The sequence below is a fragment of the Rhodopirellula sp. SH410 genome (assembly GCF_055811895.1).
On sequence record NZ_CM147949.1, the window covers coordinates 1,029,549 to 1,049,007 of the forward strand.

A 19,459-nucleotide genomic window follows, 5' to 3' on the forward strand; every position below is an offset into this window, starting at 1 on the left:
TCGTTTCCGTGGAGGTTCACCGAAACGAAGCCCATGACGAGATCATGCGCTCCGCATCCATCAACCGATTTGTGTGAGCTTCCGGGTGGTTTGCGTTACTCGATGCCTGACGGCATTCGGCTCACCATCGCCGGTCGAGCTTTGATTGAATGCACAGCCCGTTAGGGCACAGGGTTGGTCAAACCGGTCAGGTAGGGCGTTTTTTGCTGCGGCGAGTCGCGATCGAAAAACTCGTCCCGCTGCCACACGTCCTTTCCCTTGAGTTGCAGTTTGAGTTCACGCCATGTGAAGCGAATGGGTTGATAGTTCCACGCCGGAACGCCATTTTTCGACGCCGCTTCGATCCGTAAAACCAATTCCGGATCCGTGCCGTTGTCCCATACGAAAGCAAACAATGCGCCGTCACGTTCTGGTGTCGAGTCGGCGTAGCGATAAAGTGGATGCGGCAACAGACGCAGTTGATTCGTTTGACCGTCATGAATCATCTGCGCGCTGAACTGTCTCGCCAGCGATCGCATCTGGGTCAACCGCATCCGTGCGTTCGCAGCAACCGCTGGTGCATCGTCAAACGTACTGAGTTGCAGTTCGTCAATGTCCGGATCCCAGCGTTTGGTGGGATAGCCGGGAATGGTCGCCGGTGAAATTCGTTCGGGTTTCAATAGATGCAGTTCGATAAACTGTATGTCCGTGCCATTGATGGGTAGCGAACCGATCGTACCGATCAGCGCCAGTCGTGATGCGGCATCTTCCCACACAAAGACACTGCCGAAAACGGTCCCTTCCGTGGCGAAACGCAACAACGGTGAGCGAACGAGCTGAAACGCTTTGTTGCCGTCGACAGGCAAAATCTCCAGTGATGCGGCTTGTTCTAAAAATAGCTTTGAGAGCATCTCGGCACGCTCGTTGGTGGGATCCGCCGAAGACGCTGCAGCGTTGTCCTGAGCTTGGCACGTTGTTCCCAGAGACAACGTGGCCAAGGTGATCCCGATTAAAATGGTTCGTTTCATGATTCGTATTCGGTGTTGAAGGATGGGCAGAAGTGTGATTCGCTCGACCACCGGATCATTGGCTGTAACGCCTTCGGCGTCATTCGATTTGTGGGTAACGAAGAGGGCCCACGCCTCCGGCGATAGGCTGCCGACGCTCCGCGACTCTATTGGTCGGCAGGTTCGTCGAGCAGCACCCGACGCGAGCGGTAGCCGTCCATGGATTCATTCGTGATCGGTTTGGGGGCGGGGAGGGACTCCGTTGCCGGAGCGGCCTGCTCATCTTCGTCCACTGGCGGCGCCTCCTCCGAGTTGTTTGCATTCTCTTCCTCCTCGATCTCTTCGTTCTCCGGTGGATCGACAGGAATGTAGGGTGTTTGGACTTCACTGCCGCGACCGTCGCCGTTGTCCTCCAGTTGCGCGTGTTCGGTTTGCAAGCGTTCGAGCGACTTGAAACGTCCGTGAACCTCCAGATTCACGACGACGTACAAATCAAACAGCGAGAGTTCGCCGTCACCATCGACGTCCCTCAGTTGTTCATGCTCACCACGACCGGTCAGCACGTCCGCCAGGGCGTAGGGCATCTCGGTACCGGTGTATTCCTGATCGGCTTCGGTTGCGCTGACCACGATCCGGTTCGCGCCGGCGAGCGGTTTGAGCCAAAATCCGCTGACCGGCAGGGTGACCCACACGATTTGACGCTTTGCCGCGAGTGGTTTCAGCCAAGCGGCCATCTCGATCTGGTCCAGGTCTGGGCCGAGGACGTTGAACCGGCTTTTGCCGGCGTAGAGATCGGCGTGGCCGAGCAAGAGGATCCAGCAATCCGCATCGGCGGGCACGGTGTCGCACCATTTTGTAATGGCATTTTGAAGCGATTCGCGGGTGCAAACTTCCAGCGTGCGATCGAGTGTCGCGTTGAGTGTATCCTGCATCGCTTCGTCGCCGACCAGACCCGTCACGTTGTCTGCCGGAACTCGCAGCACCGAAGTCGCTGCCGTCATGATTTGTTCGAACGCGCCGCTCAGACGCTCACGATGGGCATCGTCGCCCGGCAATCCACAGGCGACGAGCAGCCAGGACGGCGGGGCCGGAGCGATATCAGAAGTCGTTGCATCAGGAGTCGTTGCATCGGGATTCAGTATCTCGGGAACGGCCGTCTCGTCCGCGAAAACGGGTAGGCTGGCCAAACAAATCGCTAGGGTGATCCAGCGGGAATATCTCATTGCAAATTCTCTGCGTTTGGTTGGGTGTCCTGGGACAAAACCAGGGACGATACATAGTCTTTCGACAGGGTGTCGGCGAGGGTGTCGGTTTCCAATTGACGTACGTTTCCCGACCAGTCAACGGCAACCCAGCCGCTCTCAGACCGCTCCATCACGATCGCCGCAGGGCAATGGACGGGCCAGGATCGAATGGCCGCGAGCGAGCGACTGTCGACAAGATGAGCGGTTTGATCATTGCCGCAGTGACGCCATCCGCCTGTCAGAATCATCATGGTCCGACCATCCGCGGCGTAACGAATCGACTGGATACTCTGTTTCGAATCGGACCAACTCGCCAGAATCTGTCCGGACTGCAAATCCCAGCGGTTGACTGAACCCGATGAGTCGCCTGATACCAAGCCATGGGCCGCATGGTAGGCCACGCTCGTGACGCCGCCGGCATGTTTGCCGATCAGCGAGACGGGCGTGCCGGCGGTCAGATCCCACAAGCGAAGGGTACCGGACGCGGTTCCGATCACCACTCGCCGTGTCGAAGGTATTTCGACGACCGCTGAGACTTCCGAGTTGGAGAATGTGATGGGCGGGTATTGCTCGCCATCGATGCGAATGCCTTGATCCACATCCGCGACCAAATGGGCGCCCGGCAGGCTGAGGGCAAAGTTCGCCCAGCGTCGCGGTGGCGGCGCGTTCCAGAATCCACGGGGCGCTTCGGGCAAGCCGTCCGGCAATGCATCGATCACCGGCGGTGGTTGTATCGGGCTTGCGACCGATGCGGCGATCTCGCCGGTAACCAATGGATGCGTCTTGGCACTGTCGGTGACGACGGATCGCGTCGGCCTCACAGCAGGGTGGACCAGCAGCAGTAGCACGCATCCTATTCCTGCGGCCAGGTTCAGCGGCGCGGCAGACTGCACGAGCCCTCGCCTGCACATCAGCAGCCGGATGCGTTCTTCGAGCGAATCGGTCGGCCGCATGCCGTTGGCAAGCCGAGGCATCCCGATGGCGTGCTCGCTGATGAAATCGACCACCCGCAACAGTGCTTCGGCGTAATGACGCGGCGTCGAGTCGAGCCGGGCGACTGCCCAGGCATCGCAACATGCCTCCTCATGCCGCTCGAGTTGTTGCCGAGCGAGATGGACACCGGGGAACCACCAATAGAGACAGCCCACCAGCCACTCGAGCCAACGCACCCAATGATCGTAGCGATAGTAGTGAGCGGTCTCATGCGCCAAAAACGCGTGCTGCTCGGATTCCGACAAGACGGCCCATAACGGCTCCGGGCAGACGATGACCGGACGCAGCGAAAACCCGAACAACATCGGGGACAGTCGTAGCGGCAGTCGGATGACTTCGGGGCCCGTGCGACGTCGCTGATGCAGCCTGAATCGGGAGAGAAGTGTCATCCGTTTGGGCGTTGGCCCCGGTTCTGTGGGGGCGCAATCGGGGCCAACGCCCGAACGGTTCATGGAGTCAGTGCTCGCTAACAGCGACGCCACAAATGCAGATGCTTTCGGATCGAGGGTTCCCTCACGTTTGATCAGCACATGAAAACGGATCGAACGGACCATGCCACGCGAGACGAAGAACGCGAACCCCGCCAACCAGACGCTGCCCAATCCGAGCCACCAGTGGAAGCCCACCAACCAGTCCGAGTGACGGGGCAGGATCGGTAGCAGTACCAGCGGCGGCGTGATGAGTTTGATCAGGAACGCGACCCACAACAGGTGCGCCAGCACCGCCCGCCGACCCGATCGGCCGACAATCCACGCAAGCCCACCGATCAGTGTCGCGATCAATAGGTTGCCCAGTACGGTCTGCGCAGTGAACATCATTCGGCGTCCAGGTCATCGAGCAGTTTTCGCAGATGATCACGCTGGTTCGATGTGAATTTCTTTGAACCCACCAAGTGATTTAATAGCGTCGACATCGTGCCATCGCACAGTTCGTCGGCGGTGGTTTGCAGTCGCTGGGTGATCAATTCCTCACGGGCGACAACCGCATGGAAGAGATGCGGCCATTCATTTCGATCCCGGTCGACATAGTTCTTCGCCTCCAGTCGCGAAAGCAGTTTTTGTACGGTCGCAATATCCGACGGTGTGGAGGCACCATACAACGACTGCGACAGATTTTTCACACTTGACGGACCGTGTTCCCACAGTTGCTCCAGAATAGCCAGTTCGGCCCCGGTGGGTTCTTTGGTGATTTTTGCCATTTATCAATATACCTCGAAGTTTATAGTCCAATTGTCTTGCGCCAGACCCACTCTGTGGTCAGTAAACCGAGTAATGTCAACCATAGCCACCATTGACTCCACGCTGGCGTAAGGTCGCGATGGGGTGGGCCCATGGTCTCTTTGCGGTCTCTTAGTAGTTCTGCCAATTGATGCGGTTGATTTAAGACGTCGCCGCCTGAGAGCGACGCCAGGCGTGCCAGCAGCTCATGATTCGGTAATGGATTTTGCTGTTCGAACGGGTCGCTCAAGATCTGAATGGCGAGTGAAGTGCTGTCGACTTGCGTCCCATGATCGAATGCCGATTGGGAGCTTACTCCTTCGTATGCCGTCATCTCGATTCGCAAACCGCCGTCGCCGACACCGCTGCTTTCGCTGAGCACCAAATCCAATCGGTAACCTTCATCGGTCGGGTCGGCGTTGAGCATCAGCTCTTCACCCCACGCCAATCGCGGGCTCACCTCGCCACTCTCGCGCACGACGTTATCGGGCCATAGCAGTGGGGAGTAGAGCGATAAATCGTCTAGGGAAGCGGGCTCGAACATGGCCCAAACAGCATACTTGTTCGTCCGCCGGGCGCCCTCATCATACGCCCTGGCAAGAATCGACAGTGGTTCACCGGGGCGATAGAACTGCTTGTCGGAATTGGCGACCAGGCGTCGCCGACCGGTCGACGAACCCTCGGTTACCCAGTAGACCAAATTCCGCCAGAACTTGGCTGCGACGCGTTCGGGTTGCGGCCCCCAGTGCTCGCTCAAGCCCGTCAATGCGGTGCCACCGAGGGAGGCCGTCGATACCAATACGCGTCCGCGACCGACGCGATGGGCAACCATCGCGGGCGTTCCGTCATCGCGGTTTTTCGCCAGTACGTCGGCGGTCGCTTTGGCACTCGCGACGGACCCGCTTTCCGAAAGTGGTGGCAATGCCGCAATGAGTTGATCGTTTGCTGCCTGCTCCCAGCGCAACCGCCAGATCGGATGCTGCGCCAGCGTGACATCCACGTCGCGCGGCTGTGGATAGCTGCGTGGGCGATCTTCAAGGGTTGTAGGCAGCAGCGGCAGCAGAGCGGAATCCGACCAATCCGCGAGCATCAACGCGTCCCCACCGGCGACAATCAAACCGCCGCCCCGGCCCTCAATCCACTGTGCCAACCAACCGACTTGCTCGTCATCCAAGATGCTGGGGCTGACGTCACTGAACACGACGCAGTCATACGCGAACAGCTCCGCCCGCGTCTTGGGGAACCCGATCAGCTCGGAATTCGAAGGTCCGCTGCGCAGCCCACTCGGGGAACGACCACCCGTGCTGGTGAGGACCGCGCACTCGATATCTTCGTCGGACTGCAGTGCACTTTGAACCGTGACGACGTCCGCCTGCGCAGAGGTCGATGGGGACCCGCCAAAGGACAGGATCTGGGATAAGAAACTGGGCGACGAGCGGGTTGCTGTCGCCGCATTTTCGACGTACAGGACACGAACTTTCGTGCGATCAATGTCAACGTGAGTTTCGACTCGGTTATTTCGCTCGGTAACTTCTCCGACCAACGGGTCAACGATGACGACCAAGTCCTCAGGTTGCTCATCGACGCGAAACTTCAGCGAAACGGATTGCGCGCCGCCACTGAGGGTGATCGGTACGGTCGCCAACGTCGCCGAGTCGAGCTCTGAAATTTTGGTGCGACTGACAATCCGCACCGTGGTTTGTTGTCCGGTGAAACCGTAGCTGCGAAGAAAGACCTGCAGCTCATTTTCGGTGTACTTGCGGACTCGAGACGGCACCACCAACGAGACGACCGCGATGTCGCCATTCCCGCTCGCACGACCCACCGGGACGACATGCAGTGGCACCTTTGCAGCGGCAAATAACTCCGCCAAACGTTCGACCGATTCCGTTCCGCGAACACGACCGTCCGAGAACATCACGACGCCCGCCGTTTGACGTTCGTTGACCTGTGGGAGTAGCTGACGCAGGGCTTCGCCCAACCGGGAATCCGAGGCGTCGGGCGGCGCGATCGAGCCGGTATCGTCGGTGCCTGCGGAACTCGACGTCAGGGTGAGTGACGCCGGGGCATCGGATTTCTCGTCTGCGGGTTGGGCTAGCGGTTCCAAGCGATGTCCAAATCGGAATGCTTGTTCGTCGCCTGTCTCGCTCGCCCCCGCAGCAGACTGTGCATCGGTGAGAAACCGCAGACTCTCGTCCCAGCGAGTTTCGTCGTGGCCGAGCTGCATGCTCTGCGAACCGTCGAGCAAGTACAGCATGCTCGGCCGCACGATCGCGCCGCTGCGTTCGTCGACGATTGTCGGTCCGAACAGGATCAGTGCCAGTATCGCTACCGCCGCGGCCCGGAGCGCCCACAAACCCCATCGCCGACGAACCTGCGACGGACCCCAGAAATATCGCACGATGGCCCATGCCAACAGACACGCCAGACCGATCGCGATGAAGCCTTTGAGAGGCCACGCGGGCAGCCAAGTCAGAGAGATTTCGGCAGGTACGAAGCGGTTGAAGAGCACGTGGAAACTCATGGTGTGAGCACCCCCGTCAGCTCACGCTCATCGCCTGCGATGGCGCGAAAGTACTGATCGACGGCGCCGCGGTACTGTGTGGGAACGGGTGCGTCGCGATCAGCAGACACCTCCAACAAAATCATTTCCTGGATCCGCCGCCGTAGTTCACGCACAACCACATTTGCCCTCCCGGCGAGCGTGTGGCTGTCGGTCGGCGAAAATCGCCCTGCCCCAGACACGTCACCACTTTCCGGATCCGTAATGTCTCCACTTTCTCCCGAGGACGATTCGCCTTCTCCCGAGGACGATTCGCCTGCGAGCGTTTCGGCCAACTCACTCATCCCCTCTTGCTCGAGTTCCCGTTTGAGTGCTCCCGCTTCCGCCTTGGCTTCGGGCGTTTTCTCAGCCGCTTCTCCGCCCTGGCTCAATGTTTGAGCGAGTAGGTTGGCGCGTTTCTCAATCGCTTTGAGTCGAGCCAACCGAGGTTCGACCAATTGGCGATACAACAGATCGAGTTGCACGGCCGCGTCGGCGTACGTGCGTGCCCGCTCGTAACCTTCATCGTCTGCGGGCGGCTGAGCATCCGGCGCGCCTTGGAGATACTCCTCCGCTGCCGACTCGGTCGCATCGAGTTGTTCGAGGAAGCCGTGCTCCTCGATGAATTGGGCGAGATAGTCGCTGACTTCGCTGCTCTCAACATCGCCGACCCGAATCGGCGTCTTCAGCACGTCCTCAATGGTTTCGGCGCGTCGCTGCAATTGGCGTCCGAGCCGTCTGGCCCCATCGCCGGACTCGCGGCGTTGATCTGCCAGTTCCGGTTCCATGTTGGCCAGCGACGTTGTCATGTCACGTAGTGACGAGACTCGCTTGACCGGTTCCGTCGCCGAGATCGCGTCGAGCTGGAAACCCATCTCACGCAGTTGATCGGCGGTGTCCTGACTGTTCGCGCCGAATGATTCGAGCGATCCATCACGGGCGGACAACGCCAGTCCATCGAGTGCCGCCTGAGCATCTTTCATCCGTTGCTGCAGCAGCGGCGAGTCGGTCAGGCGGTCTTGAATCCGCTCTTCGATGGCCCGCAGTCGTTCGAGCAACTCCAGTTCACCGGCAAACAATTCGTCGAGACGCTCCTGGTGGCTGATTTCCTGCGCCGCTTCGTTCTCCATGTCATCGCCGTTATCGCTCGGCTCGCCGGTTTCGCTCGGCTCGCCGGTTTCGCTCGGCTCGCCGGTTTCGCTCGGCTCGCCGGTTTCGCTCGGCTCGCCGGTTTCGCTCGGCTCGCCGGTTTCGAGGCCGCCGTCGTCTTGTGGCTCGTCGCCGTTGCCCTGGTCATCGGTCGCGTTTTTACCTTGCTCAGAAGCTTCCTCCTCCTCAGTATTCTCCCCTCTGTTATTCACGTTGTCACCAGCGGGTTCCTGATCCGCGTCTGGTGGGGCCGGTGATGGGATGGGGGTGCTTTCCGTTTGCGGTTCGCCCTCGGTTTGAGCGGAGGACGGTTCGGCGGGCGTTGCTTCTTGGTCGCCGCCCTTGGTTGAGCCGGTGTTGGGGGACGTTGACTTGCCGCCTGATCCCTTGCCGGTGGTGGATGATGCCATTCGCTGCGCCTGTTGTCCTAGCTGTGACTGGGCTGTGGCGATTTGTTCGAGTTCATCCGCCAATTCCTGTTCGGTGCGATCTCGCTCGCGGCGGAGTTTTTGTTGCATCTGACGTGCGAACTGCTGCATGGCACGCTGCTGAGCGGCATTGGGGTTTTTAATGAAGAAGATTTCGAGGGTGCGACGAGCTTCGGCAAGCGATCGGAGCGAGTCCTGTTCTTGTGCGAGGGCGAGATCGAAGCTTGCTGCGGCGAGCGAGTCAGCGGCCTGCAACATCGCTGACTCGGCCTGATTGAGGGCTTCGACGTCGTCGTTGCCTCGCGATACCAAAAACTCCGCCAAAAACCGCGTTAATCCCGCCAGTTCACTTTGACTGGCAACCATCCGATCGAGCGTGCCGAGTTGCGATGCCAACTCGGTGCTGGACCGACCGCCCATCCGCCGTGTTCGATTGATCAAAAAACGCTGTCGTCGAATCAGTTCATCCAACTGCACGAGGATGCGACCGCCGCCCGTGCCCGGTTCAAGTTCAATCTCGCCGAAGAACTGACGGAGGGGACGGATGTCGATGTAGCGAACGTCACTCTCAGCACGCTGGGGATGCGGGGCTCGATTGTCAACGGCGAACGCGTAATAGCTGATGTAGTCCCGCTCGGACAACGCGAAGGACTCCAGCGGCAGGATCTCTTCCAATCGTAAACGAGTCGTCAGGCCAGGCTCCGTTGAATCCTCTGCCGACGCGTCCCAATCGGTCAAGACATACTCATCGTTGTCGCCGATCTGAAACACGATCCCCGCTGACGTGACGCCATAGTCGTCAGCGATCTGAGCTCGCATCGGCAGCTCGGCCAGCGATTGGACACGAATCTCGTCGTCAGGATCACGCCAAGCAATTCGTGGCGCAGCATCTTGGCGAACTCGCATCCGTCCCGCAACGGGCTTCATCGGTGTGCCATCTCGACCATTGCCTGAAAACCGCCACACCAACGAGGCGTCGCTAGGCAGCGAAAATGTCCAGAGTGTCGGGTCGTCTCCGGCGGTGATCGACACAGGTTGCAACTGCGAGGATTTCGGGCCGATTTCCAATTGAGCCTCGCCCAGTGGATGATTCGTCTCGACCACGACTTGCACGTCGGACGACTGCAAGACCGCGACATCTGCGGAGCCGAACTTTCGCTGCTCCAATTGGGTGTAGGCCGGAGGTTGCACAGCGACTTCGATGCGTTGTGCCTCGATCAGCAGTTGGACGTCGATACGATAGACACGAGTTTCGCCGATGCTGGTCAAAAACTGATATTCAATCGCGTGATTCGTTTTGCCCAAATCGAGTTGAAACTGCTCTCGATGCGATTCCATCGGCGACAGTTCCGTTTCCACCCAAGGAACGTACGGAGAATTACTGTCTGAAATTGTGGCCGAACGCTCCCAAGCCGATTCGGCATCGATGTCAGCTGTGTTCTTGTCAGCTGCATCCCTGTCAGCTGCATCCCTGTCAGCTGCATCCCTGTCAGCTGCATCCCTGTCTGCGGGAGCGAAATCGTCCACGACCGGTACATCACGATAGCGCAGGACCACATCGCGATCGATCCGGCCCTGCAGTTCCAATGACACGCTCACGTCGCTGCCTTCGAGCACGCGAGCGTCCCCGGGGCTGACCGACATCGTTGTGTACGGAAGATCCTTCCCGAGCGCACGCAGCATGGCCGTCCGCCAATCGTCCCCGGCGCAGAACGCGCCCAATGCCGCCATCGACACGAGCAGCAACCCGCCGCCACCGAGGACCAACGTTCGTGACGGAATCAGGGTGGAGGGCGTGAGCGTTTCCCACCGACCGAGTGTCTGATGCCCGAGCGCCGCCAACATCGCTTGAGGCCCCTGGACGCGGCCTTCGACGGTGTCCAGGACTGTTCGGATGCGTTGCCCGAAGTCACCGAAGACGCGTTCGAGCCGGTTCGCAAAGGTACGCTCACGCGTACCGGAAAAGCTAGTCACCATCCGCCACCCCCACCACGCAAAGACCACCAATCCGCCACCAACAAACGCCACCGTGCGTGTCCGCTGAGACCACTCCCAGAAAAAATCGCCGGTCGCCAGCAGTAGCCAAAGGCAGCCGATCATGATCGCGGCAAACACGGTCGCAATCGCCACGTCGACGACAAAATACCGTCGCCGCAACGAGTGGAAACGCTCGGCCACTTCGCAGGATACGGCAGGTGCATTCATGGGTTTTGATATTGTGCTCATCATGACACCGTTCGATTTGCCAGGGTAAACTCGCCTATTAACAACACACAGGCAGCAGCGGCCAACCACGGCCATAGCTCATTCGGCTTTCGCGTTGCGACCGATTGACCCCGCGCCCGGTCAGTGGCATCGGCGAGGTTCAAACCAAAATGGTCCGCCAGCGCCGATGCTTCCATGCGGGTGGGATCCGATTCGCGCGACGATCCGTTGATGACGTACAACGCGTCGGGCTGTTGTTCAAAGCCCGCGTGTTCAAAAACCGGTTCAGCGACTGGTTGTGATTCTGTACGGAGGGCAGCCTGAGTCACCGCCACACTGGGTGGCCGTTGGAAATCGAGTGGTTCCCCAATGCTGCGAAACCGAATGGGCCCTTCGCCGGTGAGATTCAAAAGGTCGCCAGCCATTTGTTGCACGAGAGGCAGGTACAGCGGATTGGTGGTCCAATTACTCCAACTCGAGTCGGCGCTCGAGAGGAACCACACAACACTTCCTTGGCCGACACGTTGTCGGGTCATCGCCGGCCGGTTGCTGTCAAATTGTGCCAGCACCGTTGTTGGGTCGGACACACTGACAGGCAATCGTTTTCGAAACGTCAACCGGGTCAGGTCACCGTGTTGAGGATCCGCAAACGGCGACAGCATGTCGGTACGCTGTTGAAGGGTTTGGATGCGGAACGGGGTCACGCCACTGGGTTGCGGTGGCCGCAGTGTGCCGGGTACCAACTTGGATTGATTCCATGCATCGAGCGCCCCGGCGTCGAGTGAGTCGCCGGCGAACACCAGCAGTCGGCCGCCATCACTCACATAGGATTCCAACCGCTCGATCATCAGAGCGGACAGGGCGCCGGCGTCGGAGACGACCACCAACGGGTTTTTCGGGGCATCCAAGTTAGAAACCGAGTCATCCTCCAAGAACAGCACCTCGACGGCAAAGCGACTCTGGGGAGTGGATTGGCGCGCGGCATCTTCTTCACTGATCAATGGGAGACGTGGGTGGCGGCCGAGGGCAGCGGCCAAATAGTAACTCGCGGCACTTGAACCGGCATCGGCGGCTCCTCCATCGATGACGAGTAGGTTCAGCGGCTCAGCGACTTGCACGGCGGTCAATCGGCGATTGTCGGCGGCCAAGTCATCGGCAACGTCGATGGACGCGGTGACCCTCCATAAACCCGCATCCAAGTTTCCTAAATCAAACTGCACATCCTCGGCTTGGCCACTGGGCACGCTGATCGACTTTTTCAATCGGACTTGGCGAGTCCCGTTGGATGCCGACACGACCATCGGAACTTCTTCTTGGGGCAGATTGCCAAAATTAAACAACGTCGCGGCGAATCGAGCGGCGGTTTCCGTTTCCAAACGCGATTGCAGCGGTGTAAACTGAGTGATCGCCAAATTGTTTGCTGCGGCGCGACCGACGTCGATGATGCGAACGGGCACATTGTCGGGAAACCCCAGTGACTCGGTCGCAGCGGGGGCGATCGCCAGACCGCTCTGTTGCAGGTCCGTAACGATCGTGACCTCGGCGAGCGATTCTGGAAAGGCTCCGATGCGATCGCGTGCCCACTCGACCGCGGCGAGATAATTGGTGTCGCCGTCGAGTGCCCGGGGAGCCGTCGGACGCGTCGTGGACGCAGGCAATGGCTCGACCTTTCCGTCAAACCACGCCCACAGCACGTTCGTGCCCTCGCCATATTCGGCGATTCCATCGGAGGCCGCTTGCAAAGCATCGTCAATCACCCGACCGCTATTGCCGGGCATTCCCATGCTGGCCGATCGATCAACCAGCACAATCTGTAGATGGTCACCATCACGCTGGCTTCTTCCAGGCAGAAATGGTCTCGCAAATAGGAGCGCCAACAGGGCCACCAACGCCATCCGTGTCAGCAGCAGTAACCAACGACGAATCCGTCGACGCTGCGCCCCATCACGAATCACTTCGTTGAGGAAACGCATCGTCCCGAGTTCAACGCGTCGCACCTGCCAGCGGTTCAATAAATGGATGATCAGCGGAATGGCGACTGCGGCGGAGCCGATCAGAAATCCGGTTTGAATGAAGTTCATGCGTTATCGAGTTCGCCTCACCAAGTAGTCGACCAATGCGCCCGAGGGCGGCTGGTCAGTGGTCAACTCCAAACGATCGACGCCCTGATGTCGGCAAACGTCTTCCAACTGATCGCACCAGTCCTCGATGCGTTTGAGGTAATCGACGCGGATACTCTCCACATCCGTCGTCACGTCCGCACTCCCTTCCATATCCAGCACCCGCACGCGGCCCTGCTTGGCGAGATAGCGTTCAAAGGGATCGAGGATATGGAACAAGACGACTTCATGACCCCGATGCCGCAATTGTTGCAGCCCACGTTCGATCCCGGCGACGTCGTCGACCAAGTCGCTTAAGACGACCACGATGCCCCGATGTCGCGCAACCGCAGCGGCTTGCTCGAGAGACTTGGCCAGTTCCGTAACGGGACGCTCGGGCGTCTGCGCCAGCATCCTCAGGCAATCCTCCCAACGCCCAGGTTTGACCGACGGATCGAGATACTGTCGGACGCCATCATCCATCAATCCGAGTGCCACCGCATCGCGTTGTTTCAACGCGAGAAACGCCATCGCGGCGGCGAGCGTGGCGGCATATTCGTACTTGGTCATCGCCCCATCGATCTTGCACTGCATCGAACGACTGGCATCGACGAGCAGGTACAGGTTGAGGTTGGTCTCGGCGTCGAACTCTTTGACGTATAGTTTGCGTTGACGAGCGAACACTTTCCAATTGACGTGTCGCAGATCGTCACCGGGGCCATAACGCCGATGCGACGAAAACTCGACGCTGTAGCCCACGAATGGACTGCGGTGCAAGCCTTGCAGGAAACCTTCCACCACGCCGCGGGCGCGCAGTTCCAGCGAACTGAGCCGTGCCAGTTCGTCGGGCCGAAGCCAATTTGGAGCAGTGGTTTTTGTGGAAGATTTCATGGGTCTAAGGGGTCTCTAGGTCGTCGTGGATCGTGCTAAAGATCTATTCAGCACCGGATCTTTAACAAGATCCGCTACGGGTATTAATTCACCTCGTCTTTGACATTCTCTAACAGCGCATCGACCACGTCATCGGAATCCACGTTGTCGGCGCGTCCATGGAAGTTCAAAACCAATCGATGTCGCAGCACCGGATGCGCCAGTGCTCGAACGTCTTCGAAATCGACGTGATAACGACCTTCCAACACCGCGCGAGCTTTCCCTGCAAGGATCAATGATTGCCCGGCGCGCGGGCTCGCCCCGTACGTGACGTACTTACTAACCATGTCGACACGCGGTTGGGAGGCGTCCGGGTTCTTCGCCGGTCGGCTCGCGTTGACCAGACGCGCCGCGTACATGACGACATCGTCCGCTACCGGCACGCTCCGAACGATTTCTTGCAGCCTCAACAAATCCGCTGACTCGAGTACCGCCGTGGGCGTCGAGACATCGGTGCCCGTCGTGCCACGAATGATCGTGGCCTCCTCCTGCACGGTCGGGTATCCCACCCGGATATTGAACATGAATCGGTCAACCTGGGCTTCGGGCAACGGATAGGTGCCCTCCATCTCGATTGGGTTTTGCGTCGCGACGACGAAGAACGGTGGATCGAGCTGATACGTCGTGTTGCCGATACTCACCTCCCGTTCCTGCATCGCCTGCAGGAGTGCCGCCTGGGTTTTGGGGGGCGTGCGGTTGATCTCATCTGCGAGCAGAAAGTTCGTAAAGATCGGACCCGGTACGAATTTGAGTCGATACCCACCACTCTCCAGTTCTTCCATCACGTCGGTACCGGTGATGTCCGAAGGCATCAGGTCGGGGGTGAACTGAACGCGTTTGAATTTCAAGTCCAAGGTTTGCGACAGCGTGCGTGCCATCAATGTCTTGCCCAGTCCAGGAACACCGTGCAGCAGCACGTGGCCGCGACACAGCAGGGCCAGCAACAGGAGGTCAACGACCTCCTGTTGGCCAACGATGACCTTGGCGACTTCCGCTCGCAATTGACGTCGTGCGTCGCGGAGTTTTTCAACCTCCTCGAGCAGTTGTTTGTCCTGGTTGACGGTCGAGTTCATCGTGCTGCTCATGTTGCATCCTTCGTGGCTTGAGTGGCTTCTGCTTCGTCGATTAAATCATCGTGATCGGCATCGGTTTGGTGAAACACATCGCGTGGTCCAAGAAATTCATCCCATGTCAAATCGCCATCGCCGTTGCGATCCATCCTTTGAAACCAGATCGGTCCACTCGGTGGTTTTAAAAACGCTTCGGGTGTTTCGATCGTGGGTCGATCGACGCGTCCGAACAGGCTCACGCCACCTCGCTGGATCTCGATCCGATACGATTTCGTCAGTCGTGACGGATTGATCTCCGGTTCATTGCCAGCAACGTTCATCAATTGAGACTCGCATTGTCGCAGCTCACGGATCGAGATGCGACCGTCGGCGTTGGTGTCGAGGATTTGAAAGAACCCATTGCCGTTATCGAGCAATGTGACTTGGCATGTTGTCGATGCAGGTTCCGTGTATTGTTGGACGTAGGACATCATTTCCTCAGCAAAGACCCGGTCGTCTTCGTCTTGATCCATCGCATCGAATAGGTAGCGAGCGAACCGTTGATGTTCGGCGATCTCGTCTCGGTCGAGATATCCATTGGCATCGACATCAATGGCGTTGAAGGCGGTCGCTGCATTCGTGCTGGCCTCCGCCATTGGGTCTCGATGTCGGTAGCTGACACTCAGCGACAAACCGTCGCGTGACAGACGAATCAAATCGGGGCGTGCAATGGTCACATCGGTTGAGTGGGTGGCAATGATCCGCATCGCGTCGTTGGACGATTGGTGCAAGTCGATCGTCAATGAGAGATCGGGTTCAGCGGCGGCGAGGCCACTCATCTCTTGCATGCTCAGTTTTTCGTCATGGTCGGCATCGAGCGAACCGATCCGCTCAGGCTCCCATCCTAACTCTTTGGCAGTGAGGTGCGCATCGCGGTCGGTGTCGTAGCGACGAACCAAGCGAGCGGCCAGAATCGGCTCGGTCGCATCGCGAAGTAATTCGGAGTGGACTGCACCGGGCGGTTCGGTATCAAACGCACTGACGACAATGCCCTGCATGGTTGTGGACGCCGTGCTTAGGAACTCATCGAAGGTCACACACTGATCAAAATCGCTGTCGCGTTCGGCGATTCTCGCGGCGGATAGCTGCATTTCGACGCGGTCGATCAAGCCGGACTCGTCTCGATCCAGCACACGAAAGACACTCAAGTCCTGGTCGGCGAGCGCGTTGTTTTGTCGGTAGGTCACGAGCTGTCCGGCCGCCCGATCGACGGCCAGTTCGAGGTCCTTGTTTGTGTACGGACGGCTCGAACGCAATGAACTCAGGAACTTGTTGCCCTCAAATCGCCGGCCGCTCACGAACAATGGATGCTTCTTTGTTTCGGTGCGGCTGAGCTTTCCATCTTGATCGGTGTCCAGTGAGGCGACCAAGCGAGTTAAGTAGTCCGCACGGGTTTGTTCCAGGGTCTTGGCATCATCCATGATCTGGACACGCAGATGAACGGGACCGTCGGGCAGCAGCAACAACATGTCGTGCCGACCCGCATCCTCAGCTCGCACCGTTGGCGATAGAACGGCCATCATCACCATGGTGAAAAGACGCGGAAATATGGAAAGGGAAAGGGGCGAATGAATCATCCCAGTAACTCCTTGATCGGTGCGCCCCCCTCATCGACGATCGGGATCGGCCGATCGCCTAAGGAATTACTCGATGAGGACGAGATGCCGATCGATTCCAAGACTGTCGCAAACAGATCCGCTGCACTGACGGGACGATCTTTGACCTCCATCGCGTCGGCCGTTGTCTCACCGATCACCTGCCCGCCCGCAATTGACGCACCGGCCAGGGCAACGCTCCAGGCATCGGGGAAATGATCGCGTCCACTGTTCGGGTTGATCTTGGGTGTCCGGCCGAACTCACCCATCCACACGACCAAAGTGGACTCCAGCAACCCACGCTCGCGTAAATCGGTCAGCAGCGTCGACCACGCCGGGTCGAGCGTTTCGCACATGGAAGAGACCGAGCGGAAGTTGTTCAGGTGCGAATCCCAGCTTGCCTCTCCGGCGGCATTCAATGAGACCTCGACAAACGGCACGCCGCGTTCGACCAGACGTCGGGCCAGCAAACAGCCTTGCCCAAACCGGCTTCGCCCGTAGGCGTCACGCAATTCCGTCGGCTCCTCGTCCAAATTGAATGCGCCTTCGCCCCGCGTCTCCACCATCCGCATCGCTTGATCGTAGACGGCGGCGTGTTTGAGCGCCGATGCCGAGCCGCCATGCACACCCGAACGCATCATGCTGAGCAGCTGTTGGCGATTCTCCAGATCGTCGTGTTGGATGCCCACCGGTTCGAGATTCTCAACAGTCAAGTTGGCACGGGTGGTCGGATTGTTGCTCGCTCCGGAAACCAATAAAGGGGAATAACGCGGACCTAAAAAGCCACTGCCCAGGTTGCCGAACCGGAACGGAGCGATCGATACGAATCCAGGCAGCGGTGAATCAGCAGGTTCGTTACGCTGGGCGACCAACGAACCGAGAACGGGGTACTCCGTCGCTCCGCCCATCGGTCGGTAACCGGTTTGCATCAGCTGGGTCGCCCGGCCGTGGTCGCCCTCCCGTGTCTTCATCGATCGAATCAACGCGACGTCCTTCATCTGCTTCGCCAACATCGGCAGATTGTCACTCAGCGAGATGCCCGGTACCGCCGTCGCAATGGACTTGGTCGGGCCACCGTTGCGATGTCCCGGCTTCGGATCGAGTGTTTCCAGTTGGCTGGGACCGCCCGACATCCACAATAGGATGCACGCTTTGGGCGGGCGTTTGCCCGCAGCAGCGTGAGCCAATCGCGGCAGCCATCCTGAGCAACTCGTCCCGGCCAGCGACGCGGCGGCGATCCGCATGATGTCACGCCGTGAATAATGATCAAACTGAAAATTTATCGACATAGCACAAACTCCGGGCTGTTTAACAAGGCCCAGAGGATCTCGCCATAAGCGTGCTCCCGAGCCGTCTCACTGGACTGTGTTTCCAAATAGTTCGTCAACGCCGAGACCTCCGCGGCGGTTGGCTCTCGCGTCAGCACCGCGAGATACAAGGTTTTGATGCGGTCCTGTTGATTGAAGAACGGGGATTCCATCACCGCACGCAGCAACCGACTGCGATCCGAACTGATCGCGTCGCTCGTCATTTTACCGTTCATCAGCATCAATGCTTGGGGAATTCCCGAGGCATAGTCCTCCGGAGTCGTGCCGGTTGTCTCACTCAATCGGCTGACCAACTGCATGCGATCACCCGACCATCGGGACGAAGCCGGATCGAGCCGGCTGACCGGCAGAATCAAAGACTGCTCGAGCGAGTCGAAGACTTGCTCGGGACTGATCACTTTCAATGTTCGCGTGAAGGTCTCAGGCGTCGGTTCTCCATCAGCCGCAGCACTCTCGGCTTGGTACCATGCCGATTTGCAAATTGCCGCCGTCAGCTGATCAACGTTGAAGCCGGTCGCAGCGAATTGCTGACCCAGTTCATCGAGCACTTCACGTTCGGCGGGTGTTGCTAAATCGAGGTTTTCGACATCGGGGAACAGCCCGCGTCCAACCAACTGCTGCCAGAAACGATTGGCGACCGTCGCGGCAAAGTTGGGATTCTCTTTCGCGGTCATCCACGTCGCGAAACGTGTTCGTGCGGCTTGATCGGGCTTGGGGAGCGCATCTTTGTCCCATAGGAACTTGGCAGGATACTCGGTCCCTTCGTACCAAATCGCGCCAGGAGCCTTTGCCTTGCGTGAAGCGTTCGCGACGTCGCCGGCGCGAGGCATGTCGCCATAGAACGCGGCCAGCCCCCAAAAATCAGACTGTTTCCAATCCACAAAGGGATGGTCGTGACATTGGGCGCACTCCATACGCACGCCCAGAGCGACGCGTGAAATGTGGGCGGCATAGTTCTCAGGCAAATTCCCGAGCAATTGGTAGTAATCGGGCGTTTCCGCGCTCGTCAGCCGACGCATCAATTCGTCAAAAGGCGTTTTTTTGGCGAAGGCCTCCTGCAACCACGCCTCGAGCGTCTCGGGAGCACCGTTGACCGTCGTTCCAGGCGGCAGCAGGACGCGCCGCCACTGACGAGCAAGATTGGCTGCCGCGAGTCGCTGGTAGACTTCCGCCCGAGTTCCTTCGCCGAAAACCAATTGATCGATCAAGGTGTGGCGACGACGTTCGCCCAATGCCTCAAAATCCCGCAGCTCCGAGACGCTCGGTACCCGCCCCAGTACATCCAAATAAACACGCCGCGCAAACGTCAAGTCGTCACACCGTGTGGGGAGCGGACCGAACAATTCCTGGCCACGTTGATCGAGCCAGGCTGCCAAATCATCGCCACGCGAATCGGCCAGGGCCCGGCGAGACGAACCGAGCACACCGCCAAAGACGATCAGTAGAAGGACTGCCAACGCTCGCATGCTTCGCTCTCCTGTCACAGGGATCAACTCATCACGACGTTTAATATAGACATTGTGTCTAGAGGAGTCAAGCTTTTGTGGCGAGATTCCTGAGCGGCGATGTCCTCGCCGTTACGACGAGAGTTTTCGCGAAGGTATCGGTTATCTTGATACCGTTAAGAATTGGGG

The 19,459-nt window shown here is 58.9% G+C and carries 12 protein-coding genes; all 12 read right to left on the reverse strand.

Annotated elements, in window-relative coordinates; translation table 11 throughout:
- Positions 1-161 precede the first annotated feature (161 nt).
- The 12 genes from SH410x_RS04100 to SH410x_RS04155 all read right to left on the reverse strand — a co-directional run bounded on the left by SH410x_RS04100 (position 162) and on the right by SH410x_RS04155 (position 19,291).
- Positions 162-1,007, reverse strand: a complete 846-nt coding sequence (locus SH410x_RS04100; RefSeq protein ID WP_473674870.1) for a hypothetical protein — start codon at positions 1,005-1,007, stop codon at positions 162-164.
- A 146-nt stretch (positions 1,008-1,153) separates the two neighbouring features.
- Positions 1,154-2,209, reverse strand: coding sequence for a hypothetical protein (locus tag SH410x_RS04105; RefSeq protein ID WP_473674872.1), 1,056 nt, complete (start codon positions 2,207-2,209; stop codon positions 1,154-1,156).
- The gene (locus SH410x_RS04110) at positions 2,206-4,038 is read right to left on the reverse strand and encodes a M56 family metallopeptidase (protein WP_473674874.1); all 1,833 of its coding nucleotides are present in this window, start codon (positions 4,036-4,038) and stop codon (positions 2,206-2,208) included. Before SH410x_RS04110 ends, SH410x_RS04105 begins: the two co-directional genes overlap by 4 nt.
- Positions 4,038-4,421: a BlaI/MecI/CopY family transcriptional regulator gene (locus SH410x_RS04115; RefSeq protein ID WP_473674876.1), complete on the reverse strand. Its 384-nt coding sequence runs from the start codon at positions 4,419-4,421 to the stop codon at positions 4,038-4,040. The genes SH410x_RS04110 and SH410x_RS04115 overlap by 1 nt, the downstream gene beginning before the upstream one ends.
- Positions 4,422-4,441: 20 nt before the next feature.
- Positions 4,442-6,964, reverse strand: a complete 2,523-nt coding sequence (locus tag SH410x_RS04120) for a hypothetical protein (protein WP_473674877.1) — start codon at positions 6,962-6,964, stop codon at positions 4,442-4,444.
- Complete coding sequence (locus SH410x_RS04125) at positions 6,961-10,764, reverse strand: hypothetical protein (RefSeq protein ID WP_473674879.1); 3,804 nt, start codon at positions 10,762-10,764, stop codon at positions 6,961-6,963. The genes SH410x_RS04120 and SH410x_RS04125 overlap by 4 nt, the downstream gene beginning before the upstream one ends.
- 20 nt (positions 10,765-10,784) lie before the next feature.
- Positions 10,785-12,845 carry a BatA domain-containing protein gene (locus SH410x_RS04130; protein ID WP_473674880.1) on the reverse strand — a complete coding sequence of 687 codons (2,061 nt, stop codon included), beginning with the start codon at positions 12,843-12,845 and terminating at the stop codon, positions 10,785-10,787.
- 3 nt (positions 12,846-12,848) lie between these two features.
- Positions 12,849-13,754 (reverse strand): DUF58 domain-containing protein, encoded by a 906-nt coding sequence (locus tag SH410x_RS04135; RefSeq protein WP_473674882.1) that lies wholly within the window; start codon positions 13,752-13,754, stop codon positions 12,849-12,851.
- Between the two features lie 83 nt (positions 13,755-13,837).
- Positions 13,838-14,878, reverse strand: a complete 1,041-nt coding sequence (locus SH410x_RS04140; protein WP_473674884.1) for an AAA family ATPase — start codon at positions 14,876-14,878, stop codon at positions 13,838-13,840.
- Complete coding sequence (locus SH410x_RS04145) at positions 14,875-16,479, reverse strand: EF-hand domain-containing protein (protein ID WP_473674886.1); 1,605 nt, start codon at positions 16,477-16,479, stop codon at positions 14,875-14,877. The genes SH410x_RS04140 and SH410x_RS04145 overlap by 4 nt, the downstream gene beginning before the upstream one ends.
- On the reverse strand, positions 16,476-17,786 hold the full coding sequence (locus SH410x_RS04150) for a DUF1501 domain-containing protein (protein ID WP_473674888.1): 1,311 nt from the start codon (positions 17,784-17,786) through the stop codon (positions 16,476-16,478). Before SH410x_RS04150 ends, SH410x_RS04145 begins: the two co-directional genes overlap by 4 nt.
- A complete protein-coding gene (locus SH410x_RS04155) occupies positions 17,777-19,291 on the reverse strand; it encodes a DUF1553 domain-containing protein (RefSeq protein WP_473674890.1) in 1,515 nt (504 codons plus the stop codon). The genes SH410x_RS04150 and SH410x_RS04155 overlap by 10 nt, the downstream gene beginning before the upstream one ends.
- Positions 19,292-19,459 lie beyond the last annotated feature (168 nt).

Excerpts from the sequence above, each read along its gene's own strand:
- SH410x_RS04100 (WP_473674870.1), bottom strand. The coding sequence starts at position 1,007 with ATGAAACGAACCATTTTAATCGGGATCACCTTGGCCACGTTGTCTCTG.
- SH410x_RS04105 (WP_473674872.1), bottom strand. The coding sequence starts at position 2,209 with ATGAGATATTCCCGCTGGATCACCCTAGCGATTTGTTTGGCCAGCCTA.
- SH410x_RS04110 (WP_473674874.1), bottom strand. The coding sequence starts at position 4,038 with ATGTTCACTGCGCAGACCGTACTGGGCAACCTATTGATCGCGACACTG.
- SH410x_RS04115 (WP_473674876.1), bottom strand. The coding sequence starts at position 4,421 with ATGGCAAAAATCACCAAAGAACCCACCGGGGCCGAACTGGCTATTCTG.
- SH410x_RS04120 (WP_473674877.1), bottom strand. The coding sequence starts at position 6,964 with ATGAGTTTCCACGTGCTCTTCAACCGCTTCGTACCTGCCGAAATCTCT.
- SH410x_RS04125 (WP_473674879.1), bottom strand. The coding sequence starts at position 10,764 with ATGAATGCACCTGCCGTATCCTGCGAAGTGGCCGAGCGTTTCCACTCG.
- SH410x_RS04130 (WP_473674880.1), bottom strand. The coding sequence starts at position 12,845 with ATGAACTTCATTCAAACCGGATTTCTGATCGGCTCCGCCGCAGTCGCC.
- SH410x_RS04135 (WP_473674882.1), bottom strand. The coding sequence starts at position 13,754 with ATGAAATCTTCCACAAAAACCACTGCTCCAAATTGGCTTCGGCCCGAC.
- SH410x_RS04140 (WP_473674884.1), bottom strand. The coding sequence starts at position 14,878 with ATGAGCAGCACGATGAACTCGACCGTCAACCAGGACAAACAACTGCTC.
- SH410x_RS04145 (WP_473674886.1), bottom strand. The coding sequence starts at position 16,479 with ATGATTCATTCGCCCCTTTCCCTTTCCATATTTCCGCGTCTTTTCACC.
- SH410x_RS04150 (WP_473674888.1), bottom strand. The coding sequence starts at position 17,786 with ATGTCGATAAATTTTCAGTTTGATCATTATTCACGGCGTGACATCATG.
- SH410x_RS04155 (WP_473674890.1), bottom strand. The coding sequence starts at position 19,291 with ATGCGAGCGTTGGCAGTCCTTCTACTGATCGTCTTTGGCGGTGTGCTC.